The sequence below is a fragment of the Paraburkholderia sp. BL18I3N2 genome (genome assembly GCF_003001875.1).
In the GTDB taxonomy this organism is placed as follows: domain Bacteria; phylum Pseudomonadota; class Gammaproteobacteria; order Burkholderiales; family Burkholderiaceae; genus Paraburkholderia; species Paraburkholderia phytofirmans.
In genome coordinates, this window is sequence record NZ_PVNC01000019.1 from 127103 (window position 1) to 150569 (window position 23467).

The 23467-nt window shown below is 63.4% G+C and carries 22 protein-coding genes; 9 read left to right on the top strand and 13 right to left on the bottom strand.

Going from position 1 to position 23467, the window contains the following annotated elements:
• Positions 1-17 precede the first annotated feature (17 nt).
• The 5 genes from grxD to B0G75_RS32920 all read right to left on the bottom strand — a co-directional run bounded on the left by grxD (position 18) and on the right by B0G75_RS32920 (position 4582).
• Positions 18-329 carry a Grx4 family monothiol glutaredoxin gene (gene grxD / locus B0G75_RS32900; protein WP_012434475.1) on the bottom strand — a complete coding sequence of 104 codons (312 nt, stop codon included), beginning with the start codon at positions 327-329 and terminating at the stop codon, positions 18-20.
• A 118-nt stretch (positions 330-447) separates the two neighbouring features.
• Positions 448-1308, bottom strand: coding sequence for a peptide chain release factor N(5)-glutamine methyltransferase (gene prmC, locus B0G75_RS32905; protein WP_106314117.1), 861 nt, complete (start codon positions 1306-1308; stop codon positions 448-450).
• 7 nt (positions 1309-1315) lie between these two features.
• Entirely contained in the window at positions 1316-2398 is a 1083-nt protein-coding gene (gene prfA / locus B0G75_RS32910) for a peptide chain release factor 1 (protein WP_106314118.1), read from the bottom strand.
• Between the two features lie 123 nt (positions 2399-2521).
• A complete protein-coding gene (gene hemA, locus B0G75_RS32915; protein WP_106314119.1) occupies positions 2522-3808 on the bottom strand; it encodes a glutamyl-tRNA reductase in 1287 nt (428 codons plus the stop codon).
• Between the two features lie 63 nt (positions 3809-3871).
• Positions 3872-4582 carry a response regulator transcription factor gene (locus B0G75_RS32920; protein ID WP_106314120.1) on the bottom strand — a complete coding sequence of 237 codons (711 nt, stop codon included), beginning with the start codon at positions 4580-4582 and terminating at the stop codon, positions 3872-3874.
• A gap of 204 nt (positions 4583-4786) precedes the next feature.
• On the opposite strand from B0G75_RS32920, the gene B0G75_RS32925 reads away from it, so the two are divergent.
• From B0G75_RS32925 to B0G75_RS32935, 3 genes are read left to right on the top strand one after another with little or no spacing between them, the layout of a single operon-like run.
• The gene (locus B0G75_RS32925; protein ID WP_106284224.1) at positions 4787-5041 is read left to right on the top strand and encodes a hypothetical protein; all 255 of its coding nucleotides are present in this window, start codon (positions 4787-4789) and stop codon (positions 5039-5041) included.
• A gap of 19 nt (positions 5042-5060) precedes the next feature.
• Positions 5061-6875 (top strand): aminopeptidase P family protein, encoded by a 1815-nt coding sequence (locus B0G75_RS32930; RefSeq protein WP_106314121.1) that lies wholly within the window; start codon positions 5061-5063, stop codon positions 6873-6875.
• Positions 6876-6906: 31 nt separating this feature from the next.
• Positions 6907-7530: an HAD family hydrolase gene (locus B0G75_RS32935; RefSeq protein ID WP_106314122.1), complete on the top strand. Its 624-nt coding sequence runs from the start codon at positions 6907-6909 to the stop codon at positions 7528-7530.
• A 22-nt stretch (positions 7531-7552) separates the two neighbouring features.
• Here B0G75_RS32935 and B0G75_RS32940 read toward each other — a convergent pair whose 3' ends face one another.
• From B0G75_RS32940 to ugpB, 7 genes are all read right to left on the bottom strand, one after another.
• Positions 7553-8674 carry a DUF748 domain-containing protein gene (locus tag B0G75_RS32940; protein WP_106314123.1) on the bottom strand — a complete coding sequence of 374 codons (1122 nt, stop codon included), beginning with the start codon at positions 8672-8674 and terminating at the stop codon, positions 7553-7555.
• A gap of 313 nt (positions 8675-8987) precedes the next feature.
• Positions 8988-10652 (bottom strand): energy-dependent translational throttle protein EttA, encoded by a 1665-nt coding sequence (gene ettA, locus B0G75_RS32945; RefSeq protein ID WP_012434465.1) that lies wholly within the window; start codon positions 10650-10652, stop codon positions 8988-8990.
• A gap of 233 nt (positions 10653-10885) precedes the next feature.
• Entirely contained in the window at positions 10886-11185 is a 300-nt protein-coding gene (locus tag B0G75_RS32950) for a DUF3761 domain-containing protein (protein ID WP_106314124.1), read from the bottom strand.
• 49 nt (positions 11186-11234) lie between these two features.
• Complete coding sequence (locus B0G75_RS32955; RefSeq protein WP_106314125.1) at positions 11235-12323, bottom strand: sn-glycerol-3-phosphate import ATP-binding protein UgpC; 1089 nt, start codon at positions 12321-12323, stop codon at positions 11235-11237.
• Between the two features lie 90 nt (positions 12324-12413).
• Positions 12414-13259 (bottom strand): sn-glycerol-3-phosphate ABC transporter permease UgpE, encoded by an 846-nt coding sequence (gene ugpE, locus B0G75_RS32960; protein ID WP_106314126.1) that lies wholly within the window; start codon positions 13257-13259, stop codon positions 12414-12416.
• On the bottom strand, positions 13256-14140 hold the full coding sequence (gene ugpA, locus B0G75_RS32965; protein ID WP_106314127.1) for a sn-glycerol-3-phosphate ABC transporter permease UgpA: 885 nt from the start codon (positions 14138-14140) through the stop codon (positions 13256-13258). Before ugpA ends, ugpE begins: the two co-directional genes overlap by 4 nt.
• Before the next feature lie 69 nt (positions 14141-14209).
• Positions 14210-15535: a sn-glycerol-3-phosphate ABC transporter substrate-binding protein UgpB gene (gene ugpB, locus B0G75_RS32970; RefSeq protein WP_106314128.1), complete on the bottom strand. Its 1326-nt coding sequence runs from the start codon at positions 15533-15535 to the stop codon at positions 14210-14212.
• Between the two features lie 390 nt (positions 15536-15925).
• Here ugpB and B0G75_RS32975 point away from each other — a divergent pair, with 390 nt between their 5' ends.
• Positions 15926-16822 (top strand): glycerophosphodiester phosphodiesterase family protein, encoded by an 897-nt coding sequence (locus B0G75_RS32975; RefSeq protein ID WP_258194817.1) that lies wholly within the window; start codon positions 15926-15928, stop codon positions 16820-16822.
• Positions 16823-16911: 89 nt separating this feature from the next.
• Here the strand turns inward: B0G75_RS32975 and ychF are convergent, their stop codons facing one another.
• Positions 16912-18006, bottom strand: a complete 1095-nt coding sequence (ychF, locus tag B0G75_RS32980) for a redox-regulated ATPase YchF (protein WP_012434458.1) — start codon at positions 18004-18006, stop codon at positions 16912-16914.
• A gap of 316 nt (positions 18007-18322) precedes the next feature.
• Between ychF and B0G75_RS32985 the strand changes: the two genes are divergently transcribed.
• From B0G75_RS32985 to B0G75_RS33005, 5 genes are all read left to right on the top strand, one after another.
• Entirely contained in the window at positions 18323-18688 is a 366-nt protein-coding gene (locus B0G75_RS32985; RefSeq protein ID WP_106314130.1) for a hypothetical protein, read from the top strand.
• Between the two features lie 90 nt (positions 18689-18778).
• Positions 18779-19951: a UbiH/UbiF family hydroxylase gene (locus B0G75_RS32990; RefSeq protein WP_106314131.1), complete on the top strand. Its 1173-nt coding sequence runs from the start codon at positions 18779-18781 to the stop codon at positions 19949-19951.
• Positions 19952-20079: 128 nt separating this feature from the next.
• The gene (locus tag B0G75_RS32995; RefSeq protein ID WP_012434455.1) at positions 20080-20805 is read left to right on the top strand and encodes a DsbC family protein; all 726 of its coding nucleotides are present in this window, start codon (positions 20080-20082) and stop codon (positions 20803-20805) included.
• A 93-nt stretch (positions 20806-20898) separates the two neighbouring features.
• Positions 20899-22689 carry a M61 family metallopeptidase gene (locus tag B0G75_RS33000; protein ID WP_106314132.1) on the top strand — a complete coding sequence of 597 codons (1791 nt, stop codon included), beginning with the start codon at positions 20899-20901 and terminating at the stop codon, positions 22687-22689.
• A gap of 155 nt (positions 22690-22844) precedes the next feature.
• The gene (locus B0G75_RS33005) at positions 22845-23441 is read left to right on the top strand and encodes an FMN-dependent NADH-azoreductase (protein WP_106314133.1); all 597 of its coding nucleotides are present in this window, start codon (positions 22845-22847) and stop codon (positions 23439-23441) included.
• The last annotated feature ends 26 nt before the right edge of the window (positions 23442-23467 follow it).

The window sequence follows — 23467 nt, forward strand, 5'->3', positions numbered from 1 at the left end:
GTGTGAACCGAGGCCGCTCAGGCCGCGGCGAACAGCTGCTGCAGTTCGCCCGATTCGTACATTTCCATCATGATGTCCGAGCCGCCGACGAATTCGCCTTTCACATACAGCTGCGGAATGGTCGGCCAGTTCGAGAACTGCTTGATGCCCTGGCGGACTTCGTCGTCTTCGAGCACGTTGACGGTCTTGATCTCGCCGACGCCGCACGCCTTCAGAATCTGGATGGCGCGGCCCGAAAAGCCGCACATCGGGAACTGAGCGGTGCCCTTCATGAAGAGGACGACATTGTTCTCGTCGACGATTTGCTTGATGCGTTGTTGCGTATCCATGACTGACCTTGCGGTTCCGTTATGTGTAGGGAATAGGCTGAAATGATAGCGGATTTCGATACAGCCGGCCGGGCGCCGCTTTGCCCGTGCAGCGTTTGTGGATATTAGGCGATGCGCGTCAGCCGTCCAGACGCCCGCCGCTGATCCGTTCGATGCCCGCCAGATCGCGCTCCGAGCGGACTTGCGCGAATCCTTGTGCGGTCAACAGCGCGCGCACGGCTTCGGCCTGATCGTAGCCGTGCTCGATCCACAATACGCCATCGGCGGCGAGCCGTGTTGGCGCACCGGCGATGATGGCGCGGATCGCGCTGAGCCCGTCGGCTTCGTCGGTGAGTGCGCCGCGCGGTTCGAAGCGCAGATCGCCTTCGTCCAGATGCGGGTCGCCGCTCGCGATATACGGCGGATTGCTGACGATCACGTCGAAGCGCAACGTGGCGTCGAGTGTGTCGTACCAGTCGCTTTGCGTCAGTACCACGGCGCCGCCGGGGCGTTGCGCGTCGAGCAAGCGGGCGGCGTTGCGCGTGGCGACCGCCAGCGCTTCGGCGGAACGGTCTAGCGCCCAGACTCGCGCATCCGGCCGCATCGACGCAATCGCGACGGCAATAGCGCCGGTGCCCGTGCCGAGATCCAGCACGCGAGGCCGGACGAGGTTTTCCAGCGCCGACAGCGCAGTGTCGACCAGCAATTCGGTTTCAGGGCGCGGAATCAGCACGTGTGGCGTGACTTCGAAATCCAGCCCGAAAAATTCCCGTGCGCCGACCAGTTGCGCCACCGGTTCACCGGCTACGCGCCGTGCTTCCAGCGTCTGATAACGCTCGACGAGCTTGGTGTCGAGCGCTTCGTCGCTGCGCGTAATCAGTTGCGTGGGCCGCCAGCCGAGCACGTGCGTGAGCAGGATGCGCGCTTCGAGCGGCGGCAGCGGCGAGGCGCGCAACAGCGCGGCGGGTGTGGCGGACGTGGCGGGTGTAGCCGAAGTCATGCGCGCTTCAGTCCGCGTCGCCCAGCGAGGCCAGCAATTCAGCTTGGTGCTCGCTGACGAGAGCGGCGATCAGTTCGTCGAGATCGCCGTCCATGATCGCGTCCAGACGGTAGAGCGTCAGGTTGATGCGATGATCCGTCAGACGCCCTTGCGGGAAGTTGTACGTGCGAATCCGCTCGGAGCGGTCGCCCGAGCCGATCAGGCTCTTGCGCGTGGCGGCTTCCTTCGCCTGCTGCTCGTGCGATTGCTTGTCTTTGATGCGCGCGGCCAGCACCTTCAGCGCGCGATCCTTGTTCTTGTGCTGCGACCGGTCGTCCTGACATTCGACGACAATCCCCGTCGGCAAGTGCGTGACGCGCACGGCGGAATCGGTCTTGTTGATGTGCTGCCCGCCCGCGCCGGACGCGCGGAACGTGTCGATCCGCAAATCCGCCGGATTGATCTCGACTTCGCCGATTTCGTCCGCTTCCGGCATGACCGCGACCGTGCACGCCGACGTGTGGATGCGCCCTTGGGTTTCGGTTGCCGGCACGCGTTGCACGCGATGGCCGCCAGACTCGAACTTGAGCTTCGAATAAGCGGCTTCGCCCGCGATCCGCACGATCACTTCCTTGTAGCCGCCCAGGTCCGACTCACTCGCCGACATCATTTCCACTTGCCAGCGGTTGCGTTCGGCAAAGCGCAGGTACATGCGCAGCAGGTCGCCCGCGAACAGCGCGGATTCATCGCCGCCCGTTCCAGCGCGGATTTCGAGGAAGATGTTGCGGTCGTCGTTCGGGTCTTTGGGCAACAGCATTTTCTGCAACTCGGCGCCGAGCTTTTCCATGCGCTCGCGGGCGGCGCGAATTTCGTCTTCGGCGAAGTCGCGCATCGACACATCCGCCAGCAATTCCTGCGCGGTGGTTGCGTCGTTCATGGCCTGGCGCCACTGCGCGTAGTGGTCCACCACCGGCCCGAGCTCGGCGTGTTCCCGCGTGAGCTTGCGGTATTGGTCGAGATTCGAGGTGATGTCCTCGCGGCTCAACAGATCGTTCAGTTCGGCCAGCCGGGTAGTGAGCTGGTCGAGCTTGCGTTGCATGCTCGTTTTCATCGGACGGGTATCGGAGCGGGCTCCGGCAAGGACGACGACTAGGGGAGTGGGCGGATGCCCTGGTCACAAGCACGTCGCGGGCCACTTGCGGGTAGCCCGGACGGCGCGGCGGTGGCTGCGCCGCTAACGCTCCGTGGAACCGGAGTGTTTGTAGAAACCGCTCATGAGTTCGATGAGCGTGTCACGGTTCTCGCTGCTCGCGCGATTGAGCGCGTGCGTAGGGCCGTGGATCAATTTATTGGTAAGCGACTGCGACAGCGCTTCGAGCACGGCGGCGGGGTCGTCGCCGCGCGCAAGCATTTTCTGCGCGCGTTCGACTTCGGCGCGGCGCAGCACGTCGGCCTGCGTGTGCATGTGGCGGATCACCGGCACGATGCTGCGCGCGTCCAGCCATTGCATGAAATTCTGCACACGTGTTTCGATAATCGCTTCGGCCTGCGCGACCGCGGCTTGCCGCGACGCATTGCCTTCGCGGACGATCGCGCCGAGGTCGTCGACGGTGTACAGGAACACGTCTTCGAGCTTGCCGACTTCGGGTTCGATATCGCGCGGCACGGCCAGATCGACCATAAAAATCGGCCGATGGCGGCGCGCTTTGACAGCCCGCTCGACTGCGCCCAAGCCGATGATCGGCAAGGTGGACGCCGTGCACGACACGATGATGTCGAACTCATGCATGCGCGAGGGCAGTTCCGACAGCGGAATGGCCCGGCCGTTGAAGCGCTCGGCAAGACGCGTGCCGCGCTCGGCCGTGCGGTTCGCGACAACAAGTTCACGCGGTTGCTGTGCTGCGAAATGCGTGGCGCACAGCTCGATCATTTCGCCCGCGCCGATGAACAGCACGCGCTGGTTCGAGACTTTGTCGAAAATCCGCTGGGCGAGGCGCACGGCGGCGGCCGCCATGGAAACTGACTGCGCGCCGATTTCGGTCGTGCTGCGCACTTCCTTCGCCACCGCGAAGGTGCGCTGGAACAGCTGGTTCAAATACGTGCCGAGCGCGCCGGCTTCGGATGCGGTACGCACCGCATCCTTCATTTGTCCGACGATTTGCGTTTCACCCAGCACCATCGAATCGAGCCCGGACGCGACGCGGAACGCGTGGCGCACGGCTTCCGACTGCGGCAGCGCGTAGACGTGCGGCGCGAGTTCCTCGATCGGCAGGTTGTGGTACTTGGAGAGCCACTGGATCGCGGCTTCGCGCGCGGCCTGGTCGTCGGTCGCGCAATAGAGTTCGGTGCGATTGCAGGTGGACAGAATCGCCGCTTCCGGCGCCGTGCGGGCCGAGGGGCCCAACCAGACGCTCTTGAAGGTGTCCAATGCGGGCTTGATCTGTTCGAGCGGAAACGCCACGCGTTCGCGCAAGGCGACAGGCGCAGTGTGGTGATTGATTCCGATCGTTAGAAGCTGCATTTGGGGGAGCTATGGTTTAGCCCAATATTATAGCGTTTCCACGATTTTCACATTGTGCGCAGCTTATTCCGCGGTTACGCCGGCTTCCGGCGGGATCGCGTCGAGTTGATAGCCGTAGCCGTAAAGCGGTGTCAGACAATAGCCGTGTTCGGGATGAAGCTGCAATTTGCTGCGCACCCGCGACGCGTGCGTGTCCACCGTGCGCGACCTTACGTCGCGCCGCCGCGTCCAGACGTTTTCAAGAATATGCGCTCGCGACACCGGCCGTGAGAGATTGCTGAACAACAGCAACGCAAGGCGGAACTCCTTGGGCGTGAGCGCGACCGTTTGCTTGCGGAATGTGACGGCAAATTGCGCTGCATCGAACGCATATTCGCCGATGATGTCGCGCCGCCGATTAGGCGGCCGCCGCAAGCCGGCGCGGCGCAGCAGCGCGTCCACGCGGGCCAGCATTTCAGGGCCGCGGACCGGTTTGGCCAGGCAGTCGTCGGCGCCCGCGTGAAGCGCGGCGACAATCTGGCTTTCGCGCGGCGCCGACATGAGCACGATCACCGGCAGGCCCGGCAGGATGGTGCGGGCGCGCGGGATGACGTCTTCGGCGGAATGGTCGCCGGCCCAGCTTTCCGTGATGAGAAGATCGAAGAATTCTTCGTCGGCGCGCGCCAGGAACGGCACGCTCGCGGTGAAGTGCTGGCACAGATGACCGCCGGCGAAAACCAGCCGGCCGACCAGTTCAGCATGCCGCAAGTCCGGCTCGATAAGGGCGATTCGCATGACGCGCTTTCAGCGTGGCAACGACCGGGGACCAGGCTTTTCCGTAAGGGCGACAGCTTGCCTAACATCACCCCGACCCCTAAACTCAACCGCTATGCGGAAAGCGCCGCGCTGAACTTCTATAGTTAATGAGACAAAAATGCTAGCTGTGTTGGCCCCTTGCGCCCATGAGACGAATCCGAAACTGCGCGAGGCCAGCCGTTAATGGGGTGGCCCGGCCTTGTAGTGTTGGGGGCGGCGATTGGACTCGCGGGCTGGTGGTTGCATCCGCTGCGACGCGCGAGCCGTGCCCGGTGGTGGGTGGCGCTGTTGGCCGGCGTGCTGGGCGCGGCCGTTGCGCACATGGCCGGCAACGTGATTGGTCTCTTCCATGACGGTGATACGCTCGAATGGCCGGTATGCACCGGCGTCGCGTTGATCGCCGTTGCCGTGACGGTCGGCTTGCTTTCCCGTCGATGAATATTTGCAGGTGACTCCGATGAATGCCCGACTCCCCGAAACTCCCTCCATTCCCGAACGGCTTGCCACCTTGCGCAACGCAATGGCACGCGAAGGCGTCGCCGCCTACCTGGTGCCGTCCGCCGACCCGCATCTGTCCGAATATCTGCCCGGCCGCTGGCAAGGCCGGCAGTGGCTGTCCGGCTTCACCGGCTCGGCCGGCACGCTGGTCGTGACCGCGGACTTCGCCGGCGTGTGGACAGACAGCCGCTATTGGGAACAGGCCAACGCGCAACTGGCCGGCACCGGCGTTCAGCTGATGAAGATGACCGGCGGCCAACAGACCGCGCCGCATTTCGAATGGCTCGCTCAGAACGTGCCGGCAGGCGCCACGGTCGGCGTGGACGGCGCCGTGCTCGGCGTGGCAGCGGCGCGTGCCTTGAGCCAGGCGCTCAACGCACGCGGCGTGCAGTTGCGCACCGACGTCGATCTGTTCGACGCGATCTGGCCGCAGCGTCCGTCGCTGCCGGCGGCCGCCGTGTTCGAGCACGCCGCGCCGCATGCGAGCGTCGCCCGGTCGGACAAGCTCGCGCAGATTCGCCGCGCGATGGCGGAGAAAGGCGCGCAGTGGCACTTCATCTCCACGCTCGACGATCTCGCGTGGCTGCTGAACCTGCGCGGCGCCGACGTCAGCTACAACCCCGTGTTCGTAGCGCACGCGCTGATCGGTGTCGACCACGCGTCTTTGTTCGTCGCCGATGGCAAGGTGCCGCAGGCGCTGGCCGATGCGCTCGCGAATGACAACATCAGCGTCGAGCCGTATGCGAAGGCCGCAGACGCGCTGGCCGCGCTGCCCGCCGGCAGCACGTTGCTGATCGACCCGCGCCGCATCACGTTCGGCTCGCTGCAATCGGTGCCGTCGACGGTCACGGTGGTCGAGGCCGTCAATCCGTCCACCTTCTTCAAGTCGCGCAAGACCGAGGCGGAAGCCGAGCATGTGCGCGAGACCATGGAACAGGACGGCGCGGCGCTGGCGGAATTCTTCGCGTGGTTCGAAGGCGCGCTGGGCAACGAGACAATCACCGAACTCACCATCGACGAACGGCTGACGGCGGCTCGCGCGCGCCGTCCCGGCTTCGTGTCGCTGAGCTTTGCGACAATCGCCGGCTTCAACGCGAACGGCGCGATGCCGCACTACCGCGCCACTGCCGAATCTCATTCGGTGATCGAAGGCAACGGCCTGTTGCTGATCGATTCCGGCGCGCAGTATCTGAGCGGCACGACCGACATCACGCGCGTGGTGCCGATCGGCATGCCGAGCGATGAGCAGCGGCGCGATTTCACGATCGTGCTGAAGGGCACCATGGCGTTGTCGCGCGCGCAGTTTCCGCGCGGCATCCGTTCGCCGATGCTCGACGCAATCGCCCGCGCGCCGATCTGGGAAGCCGGCGCCGATTATGGTCACGGCACCGGTCACGGCGTGGGCTACTTCCTGAACGTGCACGAAGGTCCGCAGGTGATCTCGCACTACGCGCCGGCCGAACCGTGGACGGCCATGGAAGAGGGCATGATCACCTCGGTCGAACCGGGCATTTATCGGCCGCGCAAATGGGGCGTGCGGATCGAGAATCTCGTGCTGAACGTGCCCGCCGGTCAAACCGAATTCGGCGATTTCCTCAAGTTCGAGACCTTGACGCTGTGCCCGATCGACACGCGTTGTCTCGATCTTTCGCTGCTGCGCGAGGACGAACGCGCGTGGCTGAACGCGTATCACGAGACTGTGCGCACGCGTCTGTCGCCGCACGTGTCGGGCGACGCCAAGGCGTGGCTGGAGTTGCGCACGCAACCCATCTGACCGCGATCAGGAACGAGCTGACGGAGCGTGCATGGCCATCAAGGCAGTGGTGTTCGATTTCGGCGGTGTGCTGATCGACTGGAGTCCCGAGTATCTGTATCGGGAACTGATCCCTGACGAAACCGAGCGCCGCTGGTTTCTGACCCACGTCTGCTCGATGGACTGGGTGATCCGTCAGGATGGCGGCCAGCCGATTGTCGAGGCCACCGCCGAACTGGCAGCCAGGTTTCCCGATCACGAAGCGCTGATCCGCGCATTCTACGAACGTTGGCACGAGATGGTGGCCGGCGTGCTGGAAGAGGGCGTGGCAATCATGGAAAAGCTCGAAGCGGCCGAGGTGCCGCTTTTCGGGTTGACCAACTGGTCGGCGGAAACCTTTCCCTATGCGTGGGAGCATTACCCGGTGCTGCGGCGCTTTCGCGACATCGTCGTGTCGGGGCGAGTCAAGCTGGTGAAGCCCGATCCGGCCATTTTCGCGGCCATGCGCGAGCGGATCGAGGCGCAATTGCCGGGCATCGAGCCCGCCGAACTCGTCTTCATCGACGACAACCTGAAGAACGCCGAGGCCGCGACGGCGCTCGGCTGGCATGGCGTGCATCACACCAGCGCCGCGCGAACCGAAGCGAAACTGCGCGAGCTGGGGTTGCCGGTTTAAGGCTGAGGCGTCTGCCCCCGGCCTACTGCCCAAGCAGATTTTTCAACGCGTTACCCAAGCCTTTCACGGTTTCTCCCGCGCCCTTTGCCACGTCCTCGACGCTCACGCCGAGTGCCTTGGCAAAGCCGTTGCCGATGCGCTTCATCAGCCCTTCCTGCACCGAGAATTTCGGGTCGCGCAAATTCCCATCCAGCACGAAATGCAGCGTGATGTCGCCGTTGTGCGACTTGAGCGCGGCGACCGCCGCCTTGGTGGGAATCGACATGAAGGTGTCGAGCGGATTGCCGCTGTCGGCGAGTTGCAGATTGTGCATGGTTAGCGTGCCGGGTGCGTGCAACTGATAGTTGCTTACCGTCGAGTCGACCGTCAGATCGATCGTGCCGCTCGCCACTTGCGCCTTGGCGCCGGCTTTCTTGATCAGATATGGGTCGAGCATCACGATGTCGACACCGCGCAGCTTCGTCGTAGTCTGCGAATCCTTGCTGGCGACCTTGATCCAGCCGGTGAACGACACCGTGCCCGTATGCGCCGGGCCCTTGATCGAGCCCGTGACATCGACATTGGTCGGGTCGGTGAGCGCAGGCAGGCGCAGATTATCGACGGTCGCTTTGGCATCGCTGACCGTGACTTTGAACGCCGGCGGCCCGACCGTCATGTCGTAGAAATGGAAGTTGCCTTGCTCGAAACTGATGTGGTCGATCTGCTTTTCGCGTGGAATGGACGCCGCCGTGCCGCTGGCTTCGGTGTCGGATCGATTTACCGTTTCCCGCAGATTCGGCATCAAGCGAATCGCGCCGTCCTTCGTGCGCAGCACGGCGATGTCGAAGCCGCGCACGACCACGCTGCGAACATGCATGCGCCGCGCGATCAGATCGCGAATGTCGGGTGTGATGGTGATTTCATCCGCCCGGAGCGGACTGCCGGCGGGCCAACCGGGCGGCGCTTTGAGAAGAACGTTGGTGAGATGAACCGAAGTGAGGCCGACCTCGATATGTTCGGCGCTGCCCAAGGGGCCGAGCGCCGCGATCACACGCTCCTTGACCTCACGTTGCGCGAACTGCAAGGCGCCGACCACGACGACGATCAGCACCAGCAGCACGCCGCCCACGGCGACGGCCCAGCGCTTGCCCTTCGACATCGCCATGCTTGGCCTCCTCGTCACCGCGTCCGCGCGGTGTGGCAGTGATCGGCTTATGCGCACGCCGGGTGGGCGCACTTGGACGTGTACGTGTTTGTTCAAGGCGGAACGCGAAACACACGCATCCCGCCGCGATGACGTGTAACACGCCATGCCACGCAATGCGTGTGCCCTGCAGCTCATACGGTTGACGCCCGGGCGTGGTTGCGCCACGAGCTAGGTTTGCGCCGCCAAGTGACGCCGTTCGACCACCTGAGACACGGCCATCGAGGCGGCGCACGCGTCAATCAATCTGACGCGCAGGCCGCCCGATCCGAACTTATCGCGCGATCGGCTTGTAACGCAGACGCTTCGGACGCGCAGCTTCTTCACCCAGACGCGCGCGCTTGTCCGCTTCGTATTCCTGGTAATTACCGTCGAAGAACGTGATTTGCGAATCGCCTTCGAACGCCAGGATGTGCGTGGCGATCCGGTCGAGGAACCAGCGATCGTGCGAGATCACCAGCACCGAGCCGGCGAACTCGAGCAAGGCGTCTTCGAGCGCGCGCAGCGTTTCGACGTCGAGATCGTTCGACGGTTCGTCCAGCAGCAGGACGTTGCCGCCCGCGATCAGCGTCTTGGCCAGATGCAGCCGGCCGCGCTCACCGCCCGACAGATTGCCGACGATCTTCTGCTGATCGCCGCCCTTGAAGTTGAAGCGGCCAATATAGGCACGCGACGGTGTTTCGTACTTGCCGACCGTCAGCACGTCGGCGCCGCCGGAAATTTCCTCGAACACGGTCTTCGAGCCATCCAGCGCGTCGCGGCTTTGGTCCACGTACGCGAGCTTGACGGTCGGGCCTTGCACGATCTCGCCCGAGTCCGGCTGTTCGCGCCCGGTCAGCATGCGGAACAGCGTGGATTTACCGGCGCCGTTAGGCCCGATGATGCCGACGATCGCGCCCGCCGGAATCTTGAAGCTGACGTCGTCGAGCAGCAAACGGTCGCCATACGACTTGCTGACATTCTTGAACTCGATCACTTCATTGCCCAGACGATCGCCGACCGGGATGAAGATTTCCGAGGTTTCGTTGCGCTTCTGGTAGTCCTGGCTATTCAGTTCCTCGAAGCGGGCGATACGCGCCTTCGACTTGGCCTGGCGGCCCTTCGGGTTCTGGCGCACCCATTCCAGTTCCTTCTTGATCGCCTTCTGACGCGCCGACTCCGACGACTCTTCCTGCTTCAGGCGCTCTTCCTTCTGGTCGAGCCAGCTGCTGTAGTTACCCTTCCACGGAATGCCGTGGCCGCGGTCGAGTTCGAGAATCCACTCGGCGGCGTTATCCAGGAAGTAGCGATCGTGGGTCACGGCGACGACGGTGCCCGGGAAGCGCGTGAGGAACTGCTCGAGCCAGTCGACCGATTCCGCGTCCAGGTGGTTGGTCGGCTCATCGAGCAGCAGCATGTCCGGCTTTTCGAGCAGCAGTTTGCACAGCGCGACGCGGCGCTTTTCGCCGCCCGACAGATGTTCGATCTTCGCGTCCCAGGCGGGCAGGCGCAGCGCGTCGGCGGCGATTTCGATTTGCTGCTCAGCGCTGCCGTCGGTGGTGGCGAGGATCGCTTCGTACTTCGCCTGTTCGGCGGCGAGCGCGTCGAAGTCGGCGTCAGGTTCCGCGTAGGCCGCGTAAATTTCGTCCAGTTTCTTTTGCGCGCCGAAGACATCGCCGAGACCTTCCTCGACCGCTTCACGCACCGTCTTGTTCGGATCGAGTTGCGGTTCCTGCGGCAGATAGCCGATGTTCAGGTTCGGCATCGGCGTGGCTTCGCCTTCGATGTCTTTGTCCACACCGGCCATGATGCGGATCAGCGTCGACTTGCCCGAGCCGTTCAGGCCGAGCAGGCCGATCTTCGCGCCGGGAAAAAACGACAACGAGATGTCTTTCAGGATTTGGCGCTTGGGCGGCACGATCTTGCCGACCCGGTTCATGGTGAAGACGTATTGGGCCATTTGCTTGCAATAGACGTTGACGACGCCGGCCGCGTGGGGGCGGGCGGTCGTGGGTGGATGGGTAATCGGTGTTATGGCCGGGCAGAGCACCCGGCGCCGGCCGGCGCGGCGTGAAGCGCGGCGTCGAACTTCGCGACGCCCCGCGCGCGGGCGGGTGGTTCAGGTGGCATTGTACTTCGGCGGAGGCGCGGCACGGCAGTGGCTGTCCGTTCGGCCAGGGCCCGTTCAGATGTTCAAAGCCAATCCGCCACGCCGCCATGCCGCGAACAGGTGCCGCTGCGATGCCGGCTGAAACTGTAGGTGCCGTCGCTGCAACGCGCTGTCGCGCCTGCGGGTGCCTTGCCGGATAACGAGCGGGCCGGCGCGTGCACGGTATTGCCGTCGCGATTGGTATAGCTGTTGTGATTGCTGAGGTTCGCTTCGTCGGGCGTGGTGCCTGGCGCTACATAAGCGAACGCGGACGATGCACTGAACAGCAGCGCTGCGGCGACTGCCGCGCACGAACGCAGGGTCTTGCGGATCGTGCCTGTCATTGTTTTTCTTGCGCTTGTCGTTCTGACTTCCGACGCGCGTTGACGGCCTTCAATTCGCGCGCCGTCCGCTCGCCGGATCGAAGAAATGCAGATGCCGCGCGGGCAGCGCCACCTGCAGCGCGTCACCCGCCGCGGGCCGATGCGCGTGCGGCAAGCGCACCGTCACGTCGTGCTTGCCCCAGCGGCCGTGCGCCAGGTTGTCCGCGCCGAGCAACTCGCAGGAATCGACGGTGAGCGTCGCGTGAGGCGCATCTGCCTGGCCGGGGCTCATGTGTTCCGGACGAATGCCGAGCGTCCATTCGCGTCCCTTGGCGACTTCCCGCCCGATCGACGCGACGTCGGTCAGCGGCAGCTTCGGGCCATTGCCGGCCACTTCGAAAAACGCGCCGTCGTCGGACACGCGGCCTTCCAGCAGATTCATCCCCGGCGAACCGATGAAACTTGCGACGAATACCGTCGCAGGCCGTTCATACACCTCGGTCGGCGCACCGATCTGCTCGGCATGCCCCTTGTTCATCACGATCACGCGTTGCGCCAATGTCATCGCTTCGATCTGATCGTGCGTCACGTACAGACTCGTCGTGGCGAGCCGCGCATGCAGGCGCTGGATTTCGAGCCGCATCTGCACGCGCAGACGTGCATCGAGATTCGACAACGGTTCGTCGAACAGAAACACGGCCGGCTCGCGCACGATCGCGCGGCCCATCGCGACGCGTTGTCGTTGGCCGCCGGACAGCTCGCGCGGCTTGCGTTGCAGCAGCGCTTCGAGTTCGAGAATCTGCGCGGCGGCGTCCACGCGCTTCGCAATCTGCGCGCGGTCCACGCCCGCGATCTTCAGCGCGTAGCCCATGTTTTCGGCGACGCTCATGTGCGGATACAGCGCGTAGTTCTGGAACACCATCGCGATGTTGCGATCCTTCGGCTCAAGCTGGTTGACCACTTTGCCGGCGATCGAAATGCTGCCTTCCGAGATGCGTTCGAGCCCCGCCACCATCCTCAGCAAGGTCGATTTGCCGCAACCCGACGGGCCGACCATCACGACGAACTCGCCGTCGGATACGTCCACATCGATGCCGTGCAGCACGAACTGTTTGCCGTCGTAGGTTTTTTTAACGCCTTGCAGAGTCAGTGCAGCCATGCCGTTTTAGCCTTTCGTTGCGTGCCGCGGATCGCGCGGTGTTGTCTATTTTTTTCGATACCGGGAAAAAACTCGCTTAAGTGGTGCGGCTTACTTCTCCGCGTCCACGAGTCCGCGCACGAACCAGCGCTGCATCGTCAGCACGACTGCGAGCGGCGGCAGCATCGCGAGCAGCGTCGCGGTCATCACCAGATGCCATTCGGTGGCGGTGTCGCCCGACGCGATCATGCTTTTGATGCCGACCACCGCCGTGGTCAGCGATTGCTGGCTCGTGATCAGAATCGGCCACAAGTATTGATTCCAGCCGTAAATGAACGTGATCACGAACAGAGCCGCCATGTTCGTCTTCGACAGCGGCAAGACGACGTCCCAGAAGAACCGCATGGCGCCGGCGCCGTCGATGCGCGCCGCTTCCATCAATTCGTCCGGCAGCGTCATGAAGAACTGGCGGAACAGGAACGTCGCGGTGGCCGAGGCGATCAGCGGCAACGTCAAACCGCTATACGTATTGCTCAGATGCATCGACGACACGACTTGCACGGTCGGGAAGATCCGCACTTCGACCGGCAGCATCAGCGTGATGAAGATCAGCCAGAAGGCGAGGTTGCGAAACGGAAAACGGAAGAACACGATCGCGTAGGCGGAGATCATCGAGACCGCGATCTTGCCGATCGAAATCACCAGCGCCATCACGAGGCTGTTGAACAGCATGCGGCCGAACGGCGCCGCCGCGTTGCCGCTGCCTTGCGACCAGACGGTCGCGATGTTTTCGAGCAGATGCGTACTCGGCACCAGCGAAAGCGGCACGCTGAACACTTCGTGCTCGCTCATGGTCGCCGCGCAAAACGCGACGTACACCGGAAACACCACCAGCATGACGCCGAGAATCAGCACCGCGTGGCAGAAGAGGTCGAAACCGCGGCGGTTCTCGATCATGAGTATTGAACCCTGCGTTCGATGAAGCGGAATTGCACGACCGTCAACGCAACCACGATCACCATCAGAATCACCGACTGCGCGCCGGAACTGCCGATGTCGAGCCCCTGAAAGCCTTCGGCGAAGATCTTGTAGATCAGCGTGCGGGTTGCTTGCGCGGGACCGCCGCCGGTAGCGGCGTCGATCACCGGGAAGGTGTCGAAGAACGCGTAGGTGATGTTGATCACCAGCAGGAAGAAGCTGGTCGGCGACAGGAGCGGCAGTGCAATACCGAAAAAGCGCCGCACCGGACCGGCGCCATCGATCGCCGCCGCTTCGATCAGCGAGCGCGGAATTGCCTGCAAGCCCGCGTAGAAGAACAGAAAGTTATAGCTGACCTGTTTCCAGACGGAGGCGAGCACCACGAGGAACATCGCCTGGCCCGCGTTCAGCGCGTGATTCCACACGATGCCGTATTTGGCCAGCGCATAGGTGACGAGGCCGATGCTCGGATTGAACAGGAACGACCACAACACCGCCGCGATCGCGGGCGCAACCGCGTACGGCCAGATCAGAAGCGTCTGATAAGTCCTGGCGCCGCGCGTCACGCGATCGGCGCAGACCGCGAGCAGCAGCGAGATCACGAGTCCCGACACGGTGACCAGCACGCAGAAGATCAGCGTCGTATAGAACGACGAGAGGTAGAGCGGATCGACGAAGAGCTGCTTGAAATTGGCGAGGCCGACAAACTCGCTCGACGTGCCGAACGCATCCTGGCTTTGCGTGGATTGCCAGAGCGCCTCACCGGCGGGCCACAGAAAAAACAGCAGCGTGATCGCGAGTTGCGGCGCGACGAGCAGGTAGGGCAGCAGACTGGTGCCGAAGCTGGAGCGCTTTTCCATCGATGATTTCCAAGATGTTGCTGCAACTAAGGGTTCGGTACGAGCGCATCGAACCCTGCCGGCGACGGCTTAGTTGCCGGCTTTCTCGAAGCGGCGCAGCAGTTCATCGCCACGCGAGACCGAGGCGTCGAGCGCCTGTTGCGGCGTCTTCTTCTGTGCCCAGACCTGTTCGAGTTCTTCGTCGATGATCGTGCGAATCTGCGGCATGTTGCCCAGACGCAAGCCCTTGGTGTACGGCAGCGGCGGCTTGTTGAGCATCTGTTTGATGGCGGTGTCGCTGCCCGGATTCTTGTCGTAGAAGCCTTGCTGCTGCGTCAGTTGATAAGCGGCGGTGGTGACCGGCAGATAGCCGGTGTCCTGATGCCACTTCGCGGCAACTGGCGCCGACGACAGGTACGAAAGGAATTTCGCCACGCCCTTATAGACGGCCGGATCCTTGCCCGACAGCACCCACAGGCTTGCTCCGCCGATGATCGCGTTCTGCGGCGCGCCCTTCACGCTCGCATCGTACGGCATCATGCCGGTGCCGAAGTTGAACTTCGCGTACTTCTTGATCGTGGCGAGCGATCCCGACGAGTTGGTGATGATGCCGCAGTCGCCGCTATAGAATTTCGACACCGGTTCGTCCTTGCGGCCGACGTAGGTGAAGGTGCCGTCCTTCTGCATGTTCTGCAGGAACTGGATATGCGCGACCTGCAGCGGCTTGTTGAATTCCAGTTGCGCGTCCGGGCCGTCGAAGCCATTGTTCTTCGATGCGAACGGCGCACCGTGCCACGCGCTGTAGTTTTCGAGCTGAATCCAGCTCTGCCAGCCCGACGAGTAGCCGCAGGCCATGCCCGACGCCTTGAGCTTCTGCGCATCGGTCTGCAACTCGGCCCAGGTTTTCGGCGGCTGGTTCGGGTCGAGGCCGGCTTTCTTGAACGCCTCTTTGTTGTAGTACAGCACCGGCGTCGAGCTGTTGAACGGCATCGAGATCAGCTCGCCGGTTTTGGCGTCGCTGTAATAGCTGGCGATGGTCGGCACGAAGGCCTTCTCATCGAGCGGCACGCCGGCTTGCTTGAACACTTCCGAGACGGGGATCACCGCCTTCTTCGCCTGCATCATCGTGGCGGTGCCGACTTCGTAGACCTGCAGAATGGCGGGCGCATTGCCGCTGCGATACGCGGCGATGCCGGCGGCGAGCGTCTGATCGTAGGTGCCTTTGAAGACCGGCACGATCTTGTAGTCGGTTTGCGATGCGTTGAACGCATTGGCGATGTCGTTCAGCCGTTCGCCCAGCGCGGCTTCCATGCCGTGCCAGAACTGGATCTCAGTCGCGGCATGAGCCGCCTGGCTGAGGCCGACGCTCAATACGGCGGCAAGGGAAAGCGAACGGATTAGCGGCTTGAAACTCATCGATTTGTCTCCTTGGCGAAACGGGCGCAGATGCGAATCGCGCGATTCTATTTGTGTTCGATGACAGTCCGGCGACGGTGGCCGGGCGGCGTGCCGCATTTTTTAGCGGACGCCGAATGCCGCAATTTAACACTGGTGTCACGAAACGGAAACAAGCGGAGGTGGGAGGCGAAGAACTGCGTGATTCCGGGGCGCGGCCTTGTCTGCTGCACGCGGCCGTTTGCGCGACGCGCATGATGAACGTGAGGTTGAGTCGCGCTGGTGGATTCGTGTACGTTACGTCACGGTGCGTATTGATCAGGATTGCAGATGCTGAGTTCTTCAGTGCGGTTGACGGCAGGTAGCTGGATGGCAGGCCTCGTTCTGGCCGGTTGTTCGCTCACGCCCGCAATGAATACCGATGCCGTCACGCAGGTGAATTCGTTGCCGGCGATCATCGCGCATCGCGGCGGCACCGGCGACGCGCCAGAGAACACGCTTGAAGCGATCCATTTGTCGGTCGAGCATCATGCCGACTCGATGTGGCTGACCGTACAGTTAAGCAAGGACGGCGTGCCGGTTTTGTATCGGCCGGCCGATCTGTCGGCGTTGACCGACGCGAAAGGGCCGGTGTCCACCTATACCGCGGCTGAGCTCGCCCGCGTCAATGCCGGCTGGAATTTCCGCCGCGCAGAGGCGTATCCGTACCGCGATCGTCCTGTGGGAATTCCGACGCTGCGCGAGGCGCTGCATGCCGTGCCTGCGACCATGCCAGTCATCCTCGATATGAAAGCGCTGCCCGCCGGCCCGCAGACGCAAGCCGTCGTGCGAGTGCTCGATGAAGAAAACGCGTGGCAGCGTGTGTCGATCTATTCGACCGAAGCAGATTATCAACGAAGCTTTGCCGCATATCCGCAAGCCAGACTGTTCGAATCGCGCGATGCGACGCGTGGGCGTCTCGTGCGAGTCCTGCTGAATCAGGGCTGCGTGGATGCGCCGGCCGAACGCACCATGACCGCGTTCGAGTTGCATCGCGCGCTGACGGTGGTGGAGAAGTTCACGCTCGGGGAGGGGCGCTCGGACGTGCAGGCTACACTGTGGACGCCGGCAACGGTCGCTTGTTTCCGGCAGAAGCCGGGCGTGCGGATCGTCGCGATTGCCGTGAACGAGGCGGACGATTACCGCATGGCGGCGTGCCTCGGCATCGATGCGGTGCTCGCGGATTCGCCGGCGAAAATGGCGGCCATCAGGGGCGGTATAGCGTTGCCGTTGCGTTGTGCGCGTTCCAGGGCAAGCAGTGGCCAATAAAAAAGCCCGCTTTGAAAAGCGGGCTCTCTTGAAGCCACTTGCTGCGGGTGGCGGCGTTCAGATTTGCACCCGTCGCCGCATGCCGAAGCTCAGACGTTGAACAGGAAGTTCATCACGTCGCCATCATGCACGACGTATTCCTTGCCTTCCGCGCGCATCTTGCCGGCTTCCTTCGCGCCTTGCTCACCCTTGTAAGTGATGTAGTCGTTGTACGCGATCGTCTGCGCGCGAATGAAGCCACGCTCGAAGTCCGTGTGAATCGCGCCCGCGGCCTGCGGCGCCGTATCGCCGATATGGATCGTCCACGCGCGCACTTCCTTCACGCCGGCCGTGAAATACGTTTGCAGACCCAGCAGCTTGAAGCCGGCGCGGATCACGCGGTTCAGGCCCGGTTCTTCCATGCCCATGTCGGCGAGGAACACTTCCATGTCGGCTTCGTCGAGGTCGGCGATTTCCGCTTCGATCGCCGCACATACGGCGACGACCGGCGCATTTTCCGCCGCCGCGTGCTTCGCGACTGCGTCCAGATGCGGGTTGTTCTCGAAGCCGTCTTCCTTCACGTTGGCCACGTACATGGTCGGCTTGGCGGTGATCAGGCAGAACGGCTTGAGCGTGGCCTTTTCTTCGTCCGACAGGTCGAGCGCGCGGACCGGCTTGGCCTGGTCGAGCTGCGCGCGCACCTTCTCCAACACCGCGGCGTTCTTGATGGCTTCCTTGTCGTTACCCGACTTGGCCGCCTTCGAATAGCGCGCCAGCGCCTTCTCGACCGTCGCGAGGTCGGCCAGCGCCAGTTCGGTGTTGATTACTTCGATATCCGACAGCGGATCGATCTTGTTCGCGACGTGAATCACGTTCTCGTCTTCGAAGCAGCGCACCACGTGCGTGATCGCATCGGTTTCGCGGATGTTGGCGAGAAACTGGTTGCCCAGACCTTCGCCCTTGCTTGCGCCGGCCACGAGACCGGCGATGTCGACGAATTCCACCACGGCCGGCAGGATGCGCTCCGGCTTGACGATTTCAGCGAGCGCCTTCAGACGTGCGTCCGGCACCTCGACGATGCCGACATTCGGCTCGATCGTGCAGAACGGATAGTTTTCGGCGGCAATGCCCGCCTTGGTCAGCGCATTGAACAGGGTGGACTTGCCGACGTTAGGCAGGCCGACGATGCCGCATTTGAGGCTCATGGAAATCCTTCAGTGAAACAGTAAGTTGCGTGATGCGCTCGACGCTGTGTGCAGGATTCGAGAAGCCTTCGCGGGTGGCGTGGCGGACCAGTGCAGCGGAGCGGGACAAGACACCGGATCGGGGCGTTGCTCGACGACCGGGTGCGAGTTTTCACGGAAAGCGCAATTGTAACCCGTTCGGATCGGCTCACCGGTGCGGCCGCGGGAAAGCGGTGCTCGCCGCTCGGCCCGCGACTGCAAGGTTCAGGTAAGGTTTTCTCGGACGCACAGTAGAATCGCCAGTTCAGGGCCGCTAGAGCTCGAATCCGAGGAAAAAATGAGAACAATACGGTGGGTCTTCACGGGTGCGGCCGTCGTCGCGGTGGGTAGCGCGATTGCGTCATGGGTGTCGCCGAACTTCGACGACGCTCAGGCGAACTCCGACCGGCAGACGGTCAACTGCCTCTCAAGCCACTTAACGCTGGACGATAAAAAACAGATCGCGCAATTCGCCGATGCCAACGACTTCGATTCACTCTGGCGCGTGTACGACCGCATCTTCCCTGACTGTGCCGTGCGCGGCGATCAGCGGGAGCGCAAGGGCGACCTCGAGGCGAGCGCGTGGCGGCTCCTGTCTTCCGAGCGCGAATTCACGCGGCTGCGCGAAGCGAACGCGGCGCTGGCGGCGGGCGGCCACCTATGAACGTCGCCCCGGTTGTTCGGGCTCAAACGCGGGCGCAAACGCCGCGTGCATCGATCCGTCCCCCGCAACCCCCACGGCTATAATGCGCGGATGAATGCACACCACCAGACCTTTGATGCCGCCGTGATCGGCGGAGGGCTCGTCGGCAAGACCGCGGCGCTGGCGCTGACGCAAGGCGGACTGCGCGTCGCGCTGCTCGCGCAACCTTGCGCGGCGCTGCCCGCCGGCGCCGCCTTCGATTCGCGGGTCTACGCGCTGTCGTCGAGCTCGCAGGCTTTGCTGGAGCGGTTGCGAGTGTGGCAGGCGCTCGATCTGGCGCGGCTTGGGCCGGTGTACGACATGCGCGTCTACGGCGACGCGCACGCCGAACTGCATTTTTCCGCGTTCCAGGCTTCGGTGCCGCAACTGGCGTGGATCGTCGAATCGTCGGTGATCGAGCGTGCGCTGGATGCGGCGCTGCGCTTCCAGCCGAATCTCACCTGGATCGACACGCGCGCTCAGGCGCTCGACTTCACCACTGACAGCGCCAGCGTCGGCCTCGCCAACGGCAATGTACTCGACGTCGATCTGGTGGTCGGCGCGGACGGCGCGCATTCATGGGTGCGCGCGCAAATCGGCTCGAAAATGGTCCGGCGCGACTACAAGCAAACCGGCGTGGTCGCTAATTTCAAGGCGGAAAAACCGCACAGCGAAACCGCGTACCAATGGTTCAAGGACGGCGAGATCATCGCGCTGCTGCCCATGCCGGACGGTCACGTCTCGCTGGTCTGGTCGGCGCGCACCGACCACGCGGAGCAGCTGGTCGCGCTCGATCCGGCGCAACTCGCCGCTGAAGTGGAACGCGTGACCGGCGGCCAGTTCGGCGCGCTCGATTGCGTGACGCCCGCGCAAGGCTTCCCGCTCGCGCTGCAAACGGTCGACCGGCTGGTGGCGCCGCGCGTCGCGCTGGTCGGCGACGCCGCGCACCTGATTCATCCGTTGGCCGGGCAGGGCATGAACCTCGGCTTGCGCGACGTCGCGGCACTCGCCGACACCGTCGCCGGCAAGGAATCGTTCCGCGATCTCGGCGACATGGTGCTGCTGCGCCGCTACGAACGCTCCCGCCGCGAGGACATCCGCGCGCTGATGATCGCCACCGACGGCCTGCAAAAACTCTTCTCCGTCCCCGGTCCGATTGCCAAGGTTTTGCGCAACACCGGCATGGCGTTTGTTGGGGCACAGCCGTTCATCAAGCGCTGGCTGGTGTCGGCTGCGCTGGGTTGAAGCATCCGGCCGGGCATGCCGCGGCCGGCGAGACAGGTATCATGAACGGATGGACGCCGTTCCAGTCAGACCGGAAACGTCAGGAAACGAGCACTGCGCGCATTGCGCGTTTGAACCAGGAATTCAGCATGAAAAAAACTTTCCGCATGGCAGCCGCCGTGCTTGCCATCGCCGCCGTCACGATCGGCTGCTCCGCGCAGGCCGACCAGACCACCGACAAGCTCAAAGCCACGCTGCAAACGCGTCTTGCCGACGTGTCGATCAAGAGCGTGACGAAGTCGCCGATTGCCGGCCTGTACGAAGTGAACCTCGGCACGCAGATCGTCTATAGCGACGCGAATGGCGACTACCTGTTGCTCGGCGACATGGTCGACGCCAAGACCCGCAAGAATCTGACCGAAGCGCGCCTGTCGGAAACCAACCGTATCGATTTCGCGAGCCTGCCGTTTGGCAACGCGGTGAAGGTCGTGAAGGGCAACGGCGCGCGCAAGATCGCCGTGTTCTCCGATCCGAACTGCCCGTACTGCAAGCAGCTCGAAACGTCGCTCAAGTCGATCGACAATGTGACGGTCTACACCTTCCTGTACCCGGTGCTGTCGCCGGATTCGACTGCCAAGTCGAAGTCGATCTGGTGCTCGACGGATCGCGCGAAGGCCTGGGAATCGTGGATGCAGGATCACCAGGCACCCACCGCCGCCGGCACCTGCGACACCGCCGCGATCGATAAGAACCTGGCGCTCGGCCACGCCATGAACGTCGACGGCACGCCCACGGTGTTTCTCGCCGACGGCCGCCGTCTGCCCGGCGCCGTGCCGGCTGACCGGCTGGACAAGGAAATGTCCGCGGTGCACTGAGTACGCACAACAAAGCAAGCAAAGGAGGCGCGTCGTGCGCCTCCTTTCACATCAAGCCGAACACCCCGCCTGAGCTCTTCTAAATTGCCGCCGATGAAGCCGATCCGCTACACCATCGTTCCCAAGCAACCCGCCGCCCACCTTTTCGAAGTCACCGTGACCGTTGCCGATCCGGATCCGGCCGGTCAGCTTTTCATGCTGCCGGTGTGGATTCCGGGCAGCTACATGGTGCGCGAGTTCGCGCGCAACATCGTGACGCTGCGCGCTTTCAACGACGCAGGCCGCAAGGTGCGTGTCGAAAAGACCGACAAGCACACGTGGCGAGCTGCGCCGGTCAAGGGCGCGCTGACGCTGCGTTACGAGGTCTATGCGTGGGATCTGTCGGTGCGCGCGGCGCATCTCGACGATACGACGGGCTTTTTCAACGGCACGAGCGTGTTTCTCTCACCGCTCGGTCACGAAGAGGCGCAGTGCGTGGTCGATATTCAGAAGCCCGAGGGCGCGGCGTATCGCAACTGGCGTGTCGCAACCGCGTTGCCGGAAGCGCGTGGTACGAAGCGTTATGGCTTCGGCGAGTATCGCGCGCAGAACTACGACGAGCTGATCGATCATCCGGTCACGCTCGGCGAATTCGCACTGACAACGTTCAAGGCGCATGGCGTGCCGCACGACATCGTGATCGCCGGGCGCGTGGTCGGGCTCGACATGGCGCGTCTGTCCGCCGACCTGAAGCGCATTTGCGAAGCGCAGATCGCGTTGTTCGAGCCGAAGTCGAAGAAGGCGCCGGTGGATCGCTACGTGTTCATGACCCAAGCCGTTACCGATGGTTATGGCGGCCTCGAACACCGTGCTTCGACCGCGCTGATCTGCAATCGCGGCGATCTACCCGTGGAAGGCCGCGAGGCGCTCACCGAAGGCTATCGAACCTACCTCGGCCTGTGCAGCCACGAATATTTCCACACCTGGAACGTGAAGCGCATCAAGCCGGCGGTGTTCGCGCCGTACGATCTGAGCGTCGAAAACTACACGTCGCTGCTGTGGCTGTTCGAGGGCTTCACCTCTTACTACGACGACCTGATCCTCGTGCGTAGCGGGCTGATTTCGCAGGACGACTATTTCGGCATGCTCGGCAAGGTGATCGGCGGCGTGCAGCGCGGCAGCGGGCGTCTCAAGCAGACCGTCGCCGAAAGCTCGTTCGACGCGTGGGTCAAGTACTACCGGCAGGACGAGAATGCGCCGAACGCGATCGTCAGCTATTACACCAAGGGCTCGCTGGTGGCGCTCGCGTTCGATCTGACGATCCGCGCGCAAACCAATAACCGCAAATCGCTCGACGACGTGATGCGTTTGCTGTGGCAGCGCTTCGGCCGTGATTTTTATCGTGGCAAACCGGTCGGCGTCGACGAAAGCGAGATCGAGGCGCTTTTCGCGGAAGCAACCGGCGCGAAACTGGCCGAGCTGTTTGCCGAAGCCGTGCACGGCACGCGCGATCTGCCGCTCGACACGCTGCTCGCGCCGTTCGGTGTCGACATCGCGCCCGAATTGGACAAAAATGGCAAGCCGTCGCTCGGCGCGCGTGTGCGCGGCGGCGCGGATTGCACGTTGACGGCGGTTCATGACGGCAGCGCCGCGCAAAAAGCGGGACTCTCGGCCGGCGACGTGCTGATCGCGCTCGACGGCCTGCGCGTGACCGGCTCGAATCTTGACGGGCTGCTCGCGCGCTATCAGCCGGGCGCGAAAGTCGAGGTACACGCGTTCCGCCGCGACGAACTGCGCACCACGCAAGTCAAGCTGGACGGGCCTGAGGTGGCACGCTACAAGCTCACCGCCAGCGACAAGCGGCCCGCTGCGCGCAAGGCGCGTGAACGCTGGCTGGCTAGCTGATCGTCGTCCGGGCCGTCTTCAATGGACGGCCCGGACGGGCGGATTGTTCTACCAGTGCAACAATCCGTCGCCGCCGGATGGCTTGTTCCGGGTGCGGCAAAAAACCACAATGGCTCCATTCGCGCAACACTGCGCGCCCCCAACTGGAGTCAACCATGACCACGATCCTGCAAATCAATTCGGCAGCCCGTTCGCAAGGCGCAAACTCGACGCTGCTCGTCAACGAACTGACCGCCAAGCTGCAACAATCGAATCCGGGCGCGCAAGTCGTCGTCCGTAATCTGCAAGCTGAACCGCTGCCCCACCTGGACGACGCCGTCCTCGGCGCGTTCTTCACGCCGGCCGACCAACGCACCGCCGAACAAGCCGCGATCGCCGCGCGCAGCGAAGCGCTGATCGCCGAACTGCAAGCCGCCGACATCGTCGTGATCGGCGCGCCGATGTACAACTTCGGCATCTCGTCGCAACTGAAGACGTACTTCGACTTCATCGCCCGTGCTGGTATCACGTTCGCGTACACGGCGAATGGTCCGGAAGGTCTCGTGAAGGGCAAGAAGGTCTACGTCGTGTCGGCACGCGGCGGCAAGTACGTGGGCACGCCGAACGACAGCCAGACGCCGTACCTGAAGAGCTTCCTCGGCTTCCTCGGCATGACCGACGTGAACTTCATCTACGCTGAAGGCCTGAACATGGGCCCGGACGCTGCCGGTGCCGCGCTGGCTTCGGCGCGTGAAGCGATCGCTGCTGCGTAACCTGGCTGCGCCGCTTCGAAGCGGTG

What these genes read in the sequence shown, in the direction of transcription:
- grxD (WP_012434475.1), bottom strand. Translation starts at nt 329, where the DNA reads ATGGATACGCAACAACGCATCAAGCAAATCGTCGACGAGAACAATGTC.
- prmC (WP_106314117.1), bottom strand. Translation starts at nt 1,308, where the DNA reads ATGACTTCGGCTACACCCGCCACGTCCGCCACACCCGCCGCGCTGTTG.
- prfA (WP_106314118.1), bottom strand. Translation starts at nt 2,398, where the DNA reads ATGAAAACGAGCATGCAACGCAAGCTCGACCAGCTCACTACCCGGCTG.
- hemA (WP_106314119.1), bottom strand. Translation starts at nt 3,808, where the DNA reads ATGCAGCTTCTAACGATCGGAATCAATCACCACACTGCGCCTGTCGCC.
- B0G75_RS32920 (WP_106314120.1), bottom strand. Translation starts at nt 4,582, where the DNA reads ATGCGAATCGCCCTTATCGAGCCGGACTTGCGGCATGCTGAACTGGTC.
- B0G75_RS32925 (WP_106284224.1), top strand. Translation starts at nt 4,787, where the DNA reads ATGGGGTGGCCCGGCCTTGTAGTGTTGGGGGCGGCGATTGGACTCGCG.
- B0G75_RS32930 (WP_106314121.1), top strand. Translation starts at nt 5,061, where the DNA reads ATGAATGCCCGACTCCCCGAAACTCCCTCCATTCCCGAACGGCTTGCC.
- B0G75_RS32935 (WP_106314122.1), top strand. Translation starts at nt 6,907, where the DNA reads ATGGCCATCAAGGCAGTGGTGTTCGATTTCGGCGGTGTGCTGATCGAC.
- B0G75_RS32940 (WP_106314123.1), bottom strand. Translation starts at nt 8,674, where the DNA reads ATGGCGATGTCGAAGGGCAAGCGCTGGGCCGTCGCCGTGGGCGGCGTG.
- ettA (WP_012434465.1), bottom strand. Translation starts at nt 10,652, where the DNA reads ATGGCCCAATACGTCTTCACCATGAACCGGGTCGGCAAGATCGTGCCG.
- B0G75_RS32950 (WP_106314124.1), bottom strand. Translation starts at nt 11,185, where the DNA reads ATGACAGGCACGATCCGCAAGACCCTGCGTTCGTGCGCGGCAGTCGCC.
- B0G75_RS32955 (WP_106314125.1), bottom strand. Translation starts at nt 12,323, where the DNA reads ATGGCTGCACTGACTCTGCAAGGCGTTAAAAAAACCTACGACGGCAAA.
- ugpE (WP_106314126.1), bottom strand. Translation starts at nt 13,259, where the DNA reads ATGATCGAGAACCGCCGCGGTTTCGACCTCTTCTGCCACGCGGTGCTG.
- ugpA (WP_106314127.1), bottom strand. Translation starts at nt 14,140, where the DNA reads ATGGAAAAGCGCTCCAGCTTCGGCACCAGTCTGCTGCCCTACCTGCTC.
- ugpB (WP_106314128.1), bottom strand. Translation starts at nt 15,535, where the DNA reads ATGAGTTTCAAGCCGCTAATCCGTTCGCTTTCCCTTGCCGCCGTATTG.
- B0G75_RS32975 (WP_258194817.1), top strand. Translation starts at nt 15,926, where the DNA reads ATGAATACCGATGCCGTCACGCAGGTGAATTCGTTGCCGGCGATCATC.
- ychF (WP_012434458.1), bottom strand. Translation starts at nt 18,006, where the DNA reads ATGAGCCTCAAATGCGGCATCGTCGGCCTGCCTAACGTCGGCAAGTCC.
- B0G75_RS32985 (WP_106314130.1), top strand. Translation starts at nt 18,323, where the DNA reads ATGAGAACAATACGGTGGGTCTTCACGGGTGCGGCCGTCGTCGCGGTG.
- B0G75_RS32990 (WP_106314131.1), top strand. Translation starts at nt 18,779, where the DNA reads ATGAATGCACACCACCAGACCTTTGATGCCGCCGTGATCGGCGGAGGG.
- B0G75_RS32995 (WP_012434455.1), top strand. Translation starts at nt 20,080, where the DNA reads ATGAAAAAAACTTTCCGCATGGCAGCCGCCGTGCTTGCCATCGCCGCC.
- B0G75_RS33000 (WP_106314132.1), top strand. Translation starts at nt 20,899, where the DNA reads ATGAAGCCGATCCGCTACACCATCGTTCCCAAGCAACCCGCCGCCCAC.
- B0G75_RS33005 (WP_106314133.1), top strand. Translation starts at nt 22,845, where the DNA reads ATGACCACGATCCTGCAAATCAATTCGGCAGCCCGTTCGCAAGGCGCA.